Genomic DNA, 13,612 nt, shown 5'->3' with positions numbered 1-13,612 from the left:
TAACGTACCAACTGACAAAAATCATAACAATGATTGGAGTGAAAAACATGAAAAGAATCGGGATTTTAACAAGTGGTGGAGATGCACCAGGTATGAATGCAGCCGTTAGAGCTGTTGTTCGTGTGGCAATATTTAATGGGTTAAAAGTATCAGGTATTAGAAGAGGTTATCAAGGTTTAATAGAAGGAGACATCTTTGATATGGATGTTTCATCAGTTGGTGATATTATACATAGAGGTGGTACCATATTACAGTCTGCTAGATGTCTAGAGTTTAAGACTGAGGAAGGCCTTCAAAAGGGGCTGGATATGTTAAAGCTCTTCAACATTGACGGCTTAGTCGTATGTGGCGGTGACGGTTCATACAATGGTGCCTTCAAATTATGGCAAAATGGTTTTCCTACAATAGGTATTCCAGGCACTATAGATAATGACTTAGGTTACACTGACTATACAATTGGATTTGATACTGCAATCAATACGGTTGTAAACGCCATAGGTAACTTAAGAGATACATCATCATCTCATGGTAGAGCAAATATCGTTGAAGTAATGGGAAGACATTGTGGTGACATTGCATTACATGCAGGACTTGCAGGTGGTGCAGAAACAATTATTATTCCAGAAGTAGACTTTGATATAGATGAGGTTTGCAGAAAACTTCTTCAAGGAAAAAACAGAGGTAAACTTCACAATATCATCTTGGTTGCTGAAGGTGTTGGCAAGCCATATGATATTGCTGATGCAATCAAAGATAAAATAGATATGGATACACGAGTATCGATTATTGGGCATTTACAACGTGGTGGTATACCAACAGCATTTGATAGAATAATTGCTAGCCGCTTTGGTAACCGAGCTGTAGAACTTCTAATGGAAGGAAAAGGTGGTCGTGCCGTTGGTATCGATGGCAACGACATCATTGATGTTTCTTTAGAAGATGCTGTAAAACCAAATGATCGTCTAAATAAGAAAATGTATGAATTAGCTCAAATGCTATCAATTTAAGGAGAGTATGAATATGAAAAAAACTAAAATTGTTTGTACCATTGGCCCTGCAAGTGAGAAGAAAGAAGTATTTTCTAAACTTGTTGAGAATGGTTTAAATGTTGCAAGACTGAACTTCTCACATGGTGACCATGCTGAGCACCTTGCAAGAATTGAAATGATTAAAGAAGTAAGAAGAGAATTAAACAAGCCTGTAGCTATCTTATTAGATACTAAAGGTCCTGAAATCAGAACTGGTAAGTTCCACGAGCCTGTAGTGCTTGAAGAAGGTCAAACATTCACACTTACAACTGACGAGTTTGTTGGTACTCAAGATAAATGCCAAATTTCGTATGAAGGTCTTCCTGCAGACGTAGTAAAAGGTGATACAATTCTTATTGATGATGGTTTAGTAGGTTTAAGAGTTGAAGAAGTGAAGGGTAACGATATTGTTACTACTGTAATGAACACAGGTCAAGTTAAAAACCATAAGGGTGTTAACGTACCAGGTGTTAAGATCAACTTACCTGCGATTACGCCTAAAGACGAAGCAGATATCCGTTTCGGTTTAGAAAATGGTATTGATTTTATTGCAGCTTCATTTGTTAGAAAAGCTGCTGACGTATTAGAAATTAGAAAAATCTTAGAATCAAGTGATTTACAAGATGTTCATATTATCTCTAAAATTGAGAACCAAGAAGGTATGGATAACTTAGATGAAATCATCAGAGTATCTGATGGTATCATGGTAGCGCGTGGTGACTTAGGTGTTGAAATTCCTACTGAAGATGTACCTCTAGCTCAAAAGCTTATGATTTCTAAGTGTAACTTAGCTGGTAAGCCAGTAATCACAGCGACACAAATGTTAGATTCTATGCAAAGAAACCCTAGACCAACAAGAGCAGAAGTAACTGACGTTGCGAATGCAATCTTAGATGGTACAGATGCTATCATGTTATCTGGTGAGACTGCTGCTGGTAAGTACCCAGTTGAATCTGTTCAAACAATGGCTAACATTGCTAGAAAAATGGAATCAACTATGGATTACAAAGCATTATTAAATAAGAAGTCAGAAGAATTAGTAGAAGCTGGTGTAACATTTGCTGTTTCTCATGCAACTTGTAACACAGCACTTAACTTAGATTCAGCTGCAATTATCACTGCAACATCTTCTGGTTTTACTACTAGAAAAGTTTCGCAGTTTAGACCTAAAGCACCAATCATTGCTACAACAATGAACGAGAGAGTAAGAAGAAAATTATCATTAGTTTGGGGTGTTGAGTCAGTACTAGTTGATATGGCTACATCTACAGATGAAATCTTCGAAATGGGTGTAAACAAGTCTAAAGAAGCTGGTTACATTAAGAAGGGTGATTTAGTAGTTATCACTGCTGGTGTACCAATTGGTGTAACAGGTGCAACTAACTTAATGAAGGTTCAAATCGTAGGTGAGATCCTTTTAAGAGGTCTTGGTCTTGGTAGAACTGCAATCACAGGTAATGCTTGTGTGGTTAAGTCGGTTGAAGAAGCAAAAGCTAAGTTCAAAGAAGGCGACATTTTAGTTACTCAAGTAACAGACAGAGACTTAATGCCATTCATCGAAAAAGCTGCTGGTATGGTAATCGAAGAGGGTGGTTACACTTCTCATGGTGCTATCGTTGCTTTAAACCTTGAAATCCCAACAGTAGTTGGTGCTAACAATGCAACTGAAAGAATTGAAGATGGTCAAGAAATCACATTAGATTCAAACAAGGGTATTGTTTATGAAGGTAGAACAAGAGTATTTTAATTAATTGGGACAGCCAAATGGCTGTCCTTTTATGTTATGATGGTTTTGGAGGGGTGTCATGAAAATAAGAAGAGCAAGAAAAGATGATTTGAAGATTTTAACTGATATTTACAACCAAGCGATTTTAACGCAAAAATGTACAGCTGATATGGATACATTTACAGTAGAAGAAAGACGGGCTTGGTTTGAAGCGAGAGATGATAAATATCCACTATATGTAGCTGAAGAGGAGACTGTAATAGGCTATGCTTATCTTTCAGCTTATAGACCCGGTAGAAGGGCTATGGACGGAACTGTTGAGGTCAGTTACTATTTAGACCTTGAAGCTACAGGAAAGGGCATAGGAAGCAAATTATTAAGCTTTATGATAGATGAGGCTAAAAGACTTAATTACAAGACAATCGTTGCTATTTTACTAGATGTGAATGAAGCCAGTAAGGGCCTGCTTAGAAAATATGATTTCGAGGAGTGGGGACGCATAAAAGCTATAGCAGAGTTTGACAATCATACATGTGATCATCTTTATTTTGGAAGAAAACTATAATAACCAGCACACTTGTGCTGGTTATATTTTTAGTATTGCGGTTGTATTCTTTTTTTAGTCGTTCTGTTCTTGCTTTCATAGTAGATATTTGCCAGTCCAAAGCCTATGATTGCTGGTATTACCCATGGTAAACCCAATGAGTTAAGTGGTAAGAGTTCCAAAAGCTCATTGATTGTTTGAGTTAATATCCCCAGTTCACTTAAGCCTTGTGGAAGACTGATTAAGCTTGTCGCAACAACTGTCCATTTGAAGGCACTTTTATGCTTGATGTGTTGACCAAATAGGTTAAGAAAGACAAGCACAATGCCCATAGGGTAGATAATTGTTAAGAGTGGTCCTGCAACAGAAACAATGAACTCCACACCGCCCATGGCCATTAGGCCCGAGACGATTACACTTAAGGTTACAATCATATTGTACTTGACATACTTAGGTGTGATTTGATCAAAGAACTCACTGGCAGCTGCTGTGATACCAATAGATGTTGTTAAACATGCAAATGAAACACATACCCCTAATAAAATGCTTCCGATATTTCCTAAAATTGCTTGTACAATCGTTACAGTCATCAGTGATCTGCTGTCGATGCCTGCTAAAAGTGTTTGTCCATTGGCACCTAGCACAAGTAGTCCACCGTAGATTAAAGCCAGTCCAATAGCAGCAATGATACCTGCTCGCCATGTGATAGAGAAAAACTTGCTCTGGTGATAGCCCTTATCCTTTAGTGTTTTTAATATAATCGAGCCCAGCATGATGGCAACAAATAAGTCCATGGTTTGATAACCGCCTGTAAAACCGATTTTAAAAGCATCTTTGTTTTGAGTAATTGGTGAACCAATGCCTTTGAAGATGCCCAGGCCAACTATGAAAACTAAAAGTGTAACCAATATAGGGGTCATCCATTTTCCGATGATATCTATAATAGATGATTGTTTGATAGATAATAACCAAGTTAATGCAAAGAAAATAAGTATGATTATCCAAGCTGGTACAGAAGGTAATATTGGCTGAATCCCCATTTCGAATGTTGTTGCACCTGTTCTAGGTACACCCATGAATGGTCCTAAAATCAGTGCTATGATCAGTCCAAATACAGTTGAAAATGTTGGTCCTACATGTTTACCAAAATCAGATATTGAGCCACCAGCTTTTATGACTGCCATGATGCCTAGTATAGGCATGCCGATGCCAGTTATAAAGAAACCGATTATGGCAAGTATATAATCGCTACCTGCTAGATTACCAATTGCAGGTGGAAATATTAAGTTACCAGCGCCAAAAAACATGGCGAATAATGCTAAACCTAAAATAAGAATGTCTGTCTTTTTCATAGTATGATCCTTTCGTTAAAAATTTAACATATTTACACCTAGGATTATACGCCTTATTTTAAATAAATCAAGAGAAAAAGCTGTTAAATAACTGAAATAACTATATTCAGACAATTTAGAATATAAAGATATATTGTTAAAAATATAACGAAAAATTATAAGAACTCAGCATTTTAGCCTATTGTAAGTCTAAAAAAACCACCAAGTAGGTGGTTAAAATTGAAAGGATTTGTCCCTTATGTTCAGATTCATCTCCTTAAATTGCATGGGTGTATGACCAGTAAACTTTTTGAAAGTTTTGTTGAAGTAACTTTGTGTACAGTAGCCAAGTTTTGTAGAAATCTCAATCAAAGTTGAATCGGAGAATAGAAGCAGATGTTTTGCCTTCTTTATTCGACTTTCATGCACATATTGACTAAAACTCATACCAGTATCTTTGTTAAAGACTCTAGATAAATAAGAGTTGTTGACATTGATAGAAGTAGAGACATCCTGCAAGGTTATTTGCTTACATAGATTTTTTTCAATATAAGAAATGGCTTCATTGGTCAGTTCCGAATAGTGTTTTTCCTTTGAAATAATGCCCTTTTTTATTTGACTCATAAAATCCAATATCATGACTGAGTTGAGATTGACAATTGCGTCTTCACTTATCAAGGATTCGATTTTATTGATATATAGATCACTTAGAAAATAAGCATATCTTTCATTCAGACCAGACTGAATGGCCACTCTGGTTATCAAGGCACAAGAGCATATTAAATTATTCTTTAGAGAACGGATGGTATTATTTTTACATAAGTTAGCTACATGATACTCATTATATTTTCGCCCAACTTCCTCTACTTGATCAACATCCCCTTCAATGATAGCTGCATACAATTCCTTTTCTAACTCGAAAGGATGGTGTGTAGCATTGCTATAAGCGTGTTCTTGGAACATGGAATCATCTCTTAAGAGCATATCAGAAATCTTAGGAGAATTCAGTAGATCATTCAGTTTTAAATTACCAATAAACATACAAACACATCCTTAATGTAAAATCTGTTATATAACATGTAAGAAGATTGATATATTTTAATTTTCAAAAAATATATCATATTCATAGATGGTGCCATTATAACACAGGAAATTAAATAGTCAAAATAGGGATGGGAGGAATATGAATAAGCAAGCAGGTTTACTAACTACAAGATCAGAACGGATGTCCTACGGAAGTTTTTTTGTGGGTCAAAATATTATATATATCTTGGTCTTGTCATTTTTAGCACAGTTTTATACGGATGAAGTAGGACTTGCACCAGCCGCAGTAGCAACATTGTTTTTAGTAGCAAGAGTATGGGATGCGGTCAATGATCCTATGCTGGGTGCTTTAGTGGATAAATGTAACTTAAAAGGTGGAAGGTTTAAGCCCTGGATCAATGCAGTAGCAGTTTTAATGCCACTTGTTACCATAGCCTTGTTTTACAATATAGGTGGTAGTTCTACTAGCAACTTAATTTATGCTTATGTTACTTATATCTTATGGGGCATGATTTATACAGTAAGTGATGTACCTATCTTTGCCCTGGCAACAGCCATGACAGATAATTTGGATGAACGTGTAAGTCTTATTTCTATAGGACGTTTGGCTGCCGGTATAGCTGGCATGATTGCCTCTGTAGCAGCTGCACCTATTATCGGTGCTTTAGGATGGACTGGTGCGACACTTGTCTTAATGGCAATAGCACTTGTTACAATGATTCCTATAAGATTTTTTACAAAAGAGAGAATTGTTTATGACCGTCAGGAAAACGTTTCGATTAAGACAATGTTTGAAGCGGTATATAAAAATAAGTATTTGTTGATTTATTACAGTGCTTTTATTGTCATGATGAGTTTTAATACGGGCTCTGCAGTAGGGACTTATTTCGCAACTTACAATCTTGGTAATTTTGACTTGTTTTCAGTCGTGATGTTGGTCGGTATTCTACCTATGATGATTATTCCGGTTTTTCTACCTAAACTGATTACAATGATGGGAAAGAAAAAGCTATTTTTGGTGACAACAGGTGTAGGCATCTTAGTAACCTTGGCCCAATATTTTATAGGTTATAGTAATTTTGCGTTGTTCTTGGTTTTAAGTTTTATAAAAGGATTTGCCCTTTATACGCCAATGATGATGATGGGACTTTTTTCAGCAGATTGTGCTGAATATGGTGCTTATGTAACTGGTAAAAGAAATGAAGGAATTACATTTTCTATTCAAACATTTTCTACCAAACTAGGTACCGCATTTGCTGGTTTTTTCGGTACAATGTTATTAGGTTATTATGGTTATGTTGCCAATGCCGCACAATCTGAAAGAGCCATGAATGGCATATGGAAGTTGATGACCTTATATCCTGTAATAGGTATGGTTATTGGTTTTGTTATAATTTACAAGTTTTATGATTTAGAGGAAGCAGACGTAAAAAGAATGATAGATGAAATGCAGATGAAAGCGAGTTAGGAGAAAAAATGAGTAAAAAGGTAAATGAGTGGTTAAAAGAATTGACATTAGAAGAAAAAGCATCACTTTGTTCTGGTAAAGATTTCTGGACAACACAAGACATCGAAAGATTAGGAATTCCTTCTATTATGGTAACCGATGGCCCACACGGTCTTAGAAAGCAAGCCGGGGAATCCGATCATCTGGGATTAAATGAATCCATAAAAACAACCTGTTTTCCATCAGGTGTCAGTTTGGCTTCTTCATGGGATAGAGATCTATTAGAAGAAGTCGGTAAAGCCCTTGGTGAAGAAAGTCAATCAGAGGATGTATCGGTCTTATTAGGTCCAGGTGTTAACATCAAACGTTCACCTTTATGTGGCAGAAACTTTGAGTATTTTTCAGAAGACCCTTATCTGTCATCACAAATTGCCAAACATCATATTTTAGGTGTACAAAGTCAAGGTGTAGGCACATCTATTAAACACTTTGCTGCCAACAATCAAGAATACAAGAGAATGAATGTGGATACCATTGTTGATGAAAGAACTTTAAGAGAAATCTATTTAGCCAGTTTTGAAACTGCTATTAAGGAAGCTAAACCATGGACAGTGATGTCTGCATACAATAAGCTTAATGGTGTTTACTGTAGTGATAATCATAGACTCTTAACAGAAATTCTTAGAGATGAATGGGGTTATGAAGGTTTAGTCATCTCAGACTGGGGTGCTGAAGATGATCGTATTCAAGGTATAAAAGCAGGCATGGATTTAGAGATGCCAGGTAATGGTGGTAGAAATGATCAAAAAATTGTTGATGCTGTTAATAATAGCGACTTAAGTGGTGAAGCTTTAGATAAAGTGGTTGCACGTGTTCTTGATCTTGCTTATAAAGGAAGTGAAAAACAAAACCAGGTGACCTATGATAAAAAAGAGCATGATGACTTGGCAAAAAAAGTGGCTTCTGAGTGTATGGTTTTATTAAAAAACGACCATGACATCTTACCTTTATCAAGTGACCAGAAAATAGCTGTTCTTGGTGAATTGGCAGTGGCATCTAGATATCAAGGTGGCGGTAGTTCACACATCAATCCAACCTATCTACATAGTGCATTGGATTCACTTCAAGCACTTGGCAATATATCATATGCCAAAGGTTACAATCTCTCAGAAGATCAAGTGGATGACAAGCTGGTTGATCACGCTTTAGAGCTTGTTCATTCAAATGACCTTGTTGTCATATTTGCTGGGCTTCCAGAAAGATATGAATCGGAAGGTTATGATAGAAGTCATATGTCTATACCAGAGAATCAGCTTGACTTAATCGATAGAGTAAGTCAGGTAAGTGATAAAGTGGTTGTGGTATTGGCTAATGGCTCACCTATCGAAATGCCATGGGTTGATCAAGTTCAAGGCCTTTTAGAAGGCTATTTAGGTGGTCAAGCTGGCGGTGCGGCAATTGCTGATATCTTATATGGTCATGTAAATCCTTCGGGTAAATTAGCAGAGACCTTTCCTATTAAGATGAAAGACAATCCGTCTTCACTTAACTTCCCAGGTAAAGAGACAAAGGTTATGTATCAAGAAGGAATTTTTGTAGGTTATAGATATTATGAGGCAAAAGAAATGAAAACACTCTTTTCATTTGGTCATGGCTTATCTTATACAAGTTTTGAATACAGCAATTTAAGCCTGGATAAGGATCAGATAAATGATACTGAGTTTGTGACATTGTCTGTTGATATTAAAAATACTGGTAATAGACTAGGAAAAGAAGTAGTACAAGTTTATGTAAAAGAGATGAATCCTATTGTGATTAGACCTGAAAAAGAACTAAAAGAGTTTGTTAAAGTTGAGTTGAAACCAGGTCAAATCAAGACAGTAACTTTTAAATTGAGTAAAAGAGCATTTGCCTATTACAATGTTGATATAAAAGATTGGCATGTAGCAACAGGTGACTTTAAATTGATGGTTGGTTCTTCTGTGGATCAGATTCACCTTGAGAGGCTTATAAATGTTACATCCACACAAGTTATAAAGAAAGTTTATACAAGAAATACGTCTCTTGATGAACTTAAAGACCATCCGGTAGGCAAAGCAATGGTAGACCAGGTCGTAGGTAAGATAGCTGAAATGATGGGCGGTTCTGGCGTGATTCAAGGAGATGCCTTAGAAGGTTTTATAGCATCCTTGACACTTAGAAACTTGCTGATGTTCGGTGGCATGTCTGAAACGGAACTTGAAGGATTGATTTATCAACTTAATCAATAAGAAACAAGGAGTTACTTTCGTAACTCCTTATTTAATGTACTTGTAAGCTGGACGTAAAATTCTTGGATTGGATAAAAGTGTTTCAAGTCTATGAGCTGACCAACCAACGATACGAGCGGTTGCAAATAAAGGTGTATAGAGGTCTTTTGGGATTTCAAGTAATCTATATACCAGATTTGCATAGAAATCAGTATTGGCGCAGATGTGCTTATTTTTCAAATCATAAATAAGTGACTTACCCGTGTTTTCGATAGATTCGTATAAGTCATAGACTTCTAGTTTGTTCTTTTCTATAGCCAAAGCCTTTGCTTTGGCTTTAAGAATTTCAGCTCTAGGATCAGACTTTGTATAAACAGCATGACCGAGGCCATATAAAAGCCCTCTGTGATTGTCTGTTTTTTTATCCATGATGTTAAGAAGGTAGTCTCTTAAGTCATCCTTGTTCTTGTAGTTACAGTTCTTGATTATATCATCAATCATAGAGCCTACAAGTTCGTTGGCACCACCATGTTTAGGACCCTTTAGTGAGCCTACCGCAGCTGCCATAGCAGAGTAGGTATCGGTACCTGTTGAAGTGACAACCGTGGTTGTAAATGTGGAATTGTTACCACCGCCATGTTCTGCATGAAGGACCAAAAGAAGATCAAGAACATGTTCTTCAAGTGGTGTGTATGAGTTGTCCGGTCTAAGCATATGGAGTATATTGGCTGCCGTTTTTTTCATTAAATCAGGTTTGTGAATATACAAACTTTTAGATTGAAAGTAATGGGCTTTTGCATGATAGCCATATGAAATGATGGTTGGCATAAAAGCGATTAAGCGTATGCACTGCATCAGCTGATTCGAAAGTGTCATATCTTCAGCCTTGTCATCGTATGAATAGAGGACTAGTAAAGACCTTTGTATCTTATTCATAATACTCTTGCTTGGGTTCTTTAAAATCATATTTTCAGTAAAATCCGGAGGCAATGTCCTGGATTCACTGAGTAGCTTGTTGAAAGACTCTAATTCCTCTTCATCTGGAAAATGACCAAATAGAAGAAGGTAGGCAGTTTGTTCAAAGCAGGTACTGCCTTCGTATCTTTTGATGATGTCATGGATATTATGATCTCTATAAGTTAGTTGTCCATTTGAAGGGATGACTTGACTATCGACTAAGTCGTATCCCTTGACATTACCTATTTTCGTCAGTCCAACAAGGACACCTGTACCATCTGAGTTTCTTAGTCCCGACTTAACATTGTGAGTTTTGAAGAGCTCTTTAGGGATGGTGTTACATGTTAGTGCTTTTTCAATCATTAAAGGATTCAACATTTAACACCTCCAGTTGATTTATGATGTAGTCGGTAAATGATGTACAGGTATGATGACCGCCTAAATCCTTAGTCGTTTGATTGTTATTGACCGCTTGTTTAATAGCTGTCCTTAACATTTTAGCATGAGCCTTGTAACCTATATGGTCCAACATCAAACAGGCTGATAACAATAAACTGATTGGATTAGCAAGATCTTTACCTGCGATATCAGGTGCTGTACCATGAACAGCTTCAAATATGGCAATTTCATCAGAAAGATTAGCACCAGGCACGACCCCTAAGCCACCTATTAGGCCTGCGCATAAGTCAGAGAGTATATCACCATAAAGATTGGGTGCAACAATGACATCAAACTGACTCGGCTTTAAAACCAACTGCATGCACATATTATCAACAATAAGTGATTCAAACTCAATGTCTTTATAGGATGCTGAAATTTCTTTGCCTACTGATAAGAAAAGACCATCAGTTAACTTGAGGATATTGGCCTTATGGACCAAGGTTACCTTTTTTCTATTGTGACGTTTGGCATATTCAAATGCTGCGGTAATGATATTAGATGATGCCTGTCTGGTAATGATTCTATTGGCATGGTATTCATCCTCTGAAATTTTGATTTCTTCACCAATGTATAAACCTTCTGTATTTTCTCTAAAGATAACCAGATCAAGGTCACTTCTTAAGTCTTCTACAGGTCTGAAGTTGACGCCAAGTTTAAAGGCTTGTCTTAGCTGTACATTTAATGACTTGTGACCATGGCCAATTGGTGTGGCAAGTGGTCCTTTTAAAGCAACCTTATTTGACTTGATACTATCAATTAAGTCGTCAGTAAGTGTTCTAGTCGTGATGTGCTTTTCGTCCCATTTTATATCAAGTTTCATAGAATCGATGATTTTTCTTGTAGAGGAAACTATTTCTGGACCAATGCCGTTTCCTGGTATCAGTGTAATATTCATTTTGCCTCCTCATACTTAATTGCGCCGCCGCTCATTAATACATTAAGCTCTCTAGAGGAGCATTCCAGTTTTACCTTATAAACTTCATCTCTAGTGATATTATCAACGAGTATTGCTTCTAAGTTCTTTAAATTGACTCTCAGTTCGTCGCCTTCATTGATTTTTTTATAGTCCTTCGTATCTTCAAATACCAAAGGCAAAATGCTTGAGTTGATCAAGTTTTTCTTATGAATTCTCGCATAAGATTTTGCCACGATGGCTTTAACACCTAAGTGAAGAGGTAAAAGGGCAGCATGTTCTCTAGAAGAACCTTGACCATAATTCTCACCAGCAATTAAAATACTGTCATCACATGACTGGGATTTTATATAAAAATCAGGTGTTAAAGTACTCAGCATATGTTTTGAAAGCTCTGGAATATTAGATCTTAAAGGTAGAAGTTTTGCATTTGAAGGGACAATATCATCTGTTGTGATGTTATCAGAACCCTTAAATAAAACACTACCATGAATATATTTATCTTTGGCTTGTCCGATAGGGAAAGGATGGATATTTGGTCCTCTAACTATCTCAGCACCCGGATTTCCTTCGTAATGGATGAAATAGTTGTCATTAACAAGATAAAAATCTGGTTCATGACTTTCAAGTCCTAAGTTTTCGGGTGACGTCAAAACACCCTTAAGTGCACTGATGGCTGCTGTTTCTGGACTTACCAAATAGACATCAGCAGTGCTAGTGCCACAGCGGCCTTTAAAATTTCTGTTAAAGGTTCTAAGTGAAACACCACCAGATTTAGGTGCTTGTCCCATGCCGATACATGGTCCGCACGAAGCTTCTAGTATTCTTGCACCAGCCTGTATCATATCTGTTAGGCTCCCATTGTTTGCAAGCATCTGTACAATACTGTTAGAACCTGGCGAAATAACGAGACTGACATTAGGGTGTACTTTTTTCCCTTTTAAGATACTGGCTACTTTCATCAAGTCATCATAAGATGAGTTGGTACAGGACCCAATTGCAACCTGATTGATTTTCAAACCTTCTAGAGATTTAACAGTCTTAATATTATCTGGACTGTGAGGACAGGCAATCTTTGCCTCAATTTCACTTAAGTTGATCTCTAAAACATAATCGTAGACTGCATCGTCATCAGCAGCTAATGGGGTGTAATCATCTTCTCTACCTTGCTTTTGTAAATATTTTAAAGTCTCATCATCACTTGGGAAGATAGAAGTGGTTGCGCCAAGTTCAGTGCCCATGTTGGTAATGGTTGCGCGCTCAGTTAAAGAGAGTGTTTTTACACCAGGACCTGAATATTCTATAACATAACCCACACCGCCTTTAACAGATAGTTTTTCAAGAACCGTCAAAATGATGTCCTTGGCTGAAGCACCACTTAGCTTGCCTGTAAGTTTAACGTTTAAAACCTTAGGCACTGTTAAGTAATAATAGCCCTTTGCAATACCAATGGCTATGTCTAAACCACCGGAACCTATAGCAAGTGCTCCCATACCGCCACTGGTTGGTGTATGAGAATCTGAGCCTATGAGTACAATGCCCGGTCTAGAAAATCTTTCTAAGTGAAGCTGGTGACATATACCATTGCCTGCCTTTGAATAGATAATCCCGTATTTTTCACAGACAGACCTGATATATTCATGATCATCAGCATTTTCAAACCCTAGTTGCAAAGTGTTGTGATCGATGTAGGCAACTGAAAGTTCTGTTTGACGTTTAACGTCTTTCATGGCTTCTAGTTGTAAATATGCCATTGTACCTGTTGTATCTTGAGTAAGGGTTTGATCAACCTTTAAAACAACTTCAGAACCCGCTTCTAGCTGGCCTTGTAGTAGTTTATTCTCCAAAATTTTATATGTAAGATTCTTGCCCATATAGCCTCCTTTGTATAATTGTATACGATTATACTGATAAAAAATTCACCTGTCAACA

At 37.0% G+C, this 13,612-nt stretch carries 10 protein-coding genes; 5 read left to right on the top strand and 5 right to left on the bottom strand.

Annotated elements, in window-relative coordinates; translation table 11 throughout:
* Nucleotides 1–47: 47 nt before the first annotated feature.
* The 3 genes from pfkA to EZV73_RS15440 are packed head-to-tail and all read left to right on the top strand — an operon-like array spanning nucleotide 48 to nucleotide 3,319.
* Nucleotides 48–1,007, top strand: a complete 960-nt coding sequence (gene pfkA / locus EZV73_RS15450) for a 6-phosphofructokinase (RefSeq protein WP_240841301.1) — start codon at nucleotides 48–50, stop codon at nucleotides 1,005–1,007.
* A 7-nt stretch (nucleotides 1,008–1,014) separates the two neighbouring features.
* A complete protein-coding gene (gene pyk, locus EZV73_RS15445) occupies nucleotides 1,015–2,775 on the top strand; it encodes a pyruvate kinase (RefSeq protein WP_240841300.1) in 1,761 nt (586 codons plus the stop codon).
* 58 nt (nucleotides 2,776–2,833) lie between these two features.
* Nucleotides 2,834–3,319, top strand: coding sequence for a GNAT family N-acetyltransferase (locus tag EZV73_RS15440; protein ID WP_240841299.1), 486 nt, complete (start codon nucleotides 2,834–2,836; stop codon nucleotides 3,317–3,319).
* Between the two features lie 29 nt (nucleotides 3,320–3,348).
* On the opposite strand, the gene brnQ is transcribed toward EZV73_RS15440, so the two are convergent.
* Together brnQ and EZV73_RS15430 are read right to left on the bottom strand one after the other, a co-directional pair.
* On the bottom strand, nucleotides 3,349–4,650 hold the full coding sequence (gene brnQ / locus EZV73_RS15435; protein ID WP_240841298.1) for a branched-chain amino acid transport system II carrier protein: 1,302 nt from the start codon (nucleotides 4,648–4,650) through the stop codon (nucleotides 3,349–3,351).
* A gap of 213 nt (nucleotides 4,651–4,863) precedes the next feature.
* Complete coding sequence (locus EZV73_RS15430) at nucleotides 4,864–5,670, bottom strand: AraC family transcriptional regulator (protein ID WP_240841297.1); 807 nt, start codon at nucleotides 5,668–5,670, stop codon at nucleotides 4,864–4,866.
* 142 nt (nucleotides 5,671–5,812) lie between these two features.
* Between EZV73_RS15430 and EZV73_RS15425 the strand changes: the two genes are divergently transcribed.
* On the top strand, nucleotides 5,813–7,141 hold the full coding sequence (locus EZV73_RS15425; protein ID WP_240841296.1) for a glycoside-pentoside-hexuronide (GPH):cation symporter: 1,329 nt from the start codon (nucleotides 5,813–5,815) through the stop codon (nucleotides 7,139–7,141).
* A gap of 8 nt (nucleotides 7,142–7,149) precedes the next feature.
* Nucleotides 7,150–9,390 carry a glycoside hydrolase family 3 C-terminal domain-containing protein gene (locus EZV73_RS15420; protein ID WP_240841295.1) on the top strand — a complete coding sequence of 747 codons (2,241 nt, stop codon included), beginning with the start codon at nucleotides 7,150–7,152 and terminating at the stop codon, nucleotides 9,388–9,390.
* A gap of 27 nt (nucleotides 9,391–9,417) precedes the next feature.
* Here EZV73_RS15420 and EZV73_RS15415 read toward each other — a convergent pair whose 3' ends face one another.
* Genes EZV73_RS15415 through EZV73_RS15405 form a run of 3 tightly spaced genes read right to left on the bottom strand, consistent with a single transcriptional unit; the run spans nucleotide 9,418 to nucleotide 13,554 of the window.
* Complete coding sequence (locus EZV73_RS15415; RefSeq protein ID WP_240841294.1) at nucleotides 9,418–10,704, bottom strand: citrate synthase; 1,287 nt, start codon at nucleotides 10,702–10,704, stop codon at nucleotides 9,418–9,420.
* On the bottom strand, nucleotides 10,682–11,662 hold the full coding sequence (locus EZV73_RS15410) for an isocitrate/isopropylmalate dehydrogenase family protein (protein ID WP_240841293.1): 981 nt from the start codon (nucleotides 11,660–11,662) through the stop codon (nucleotides 10,682–10,684). Before EZV73_RS15410 ends, EZV73_RS15415 begins: the two co-directional genes overlap by 23 nt.
* Complete coding sequence (locus EZV73_RS15405) at nucleotides 11,659–13,554, bottom strand: aconitate hydratase (RefSeq protein WP_240841292.1); 1,896 nt, start codon at nucleotides 13,552–13,554, stop codon at nucleotides 11,659–11,661. Before EZV73_RS15405 ends, EZV73_RS15410 begins: the two co-directional genes overlap by 4 nt.
* Between the last annotated feature and the right edge of the window lie 58 nt (nucleotides 13,555–13,612).

The organism is Acidaminobacter sp. JC074 (assembly GCF_022496765.1).
Taxonomy (GTDB): Bacteria; Bacillota; Clostridia; order Peptostreptococcales; family Acidaminobacteraceae; genus JABXKX01.
Note: the sequence above shows the minus strand (reverse complement) of the source record. Positions and strands in the feature narration are given on the sequence as shown.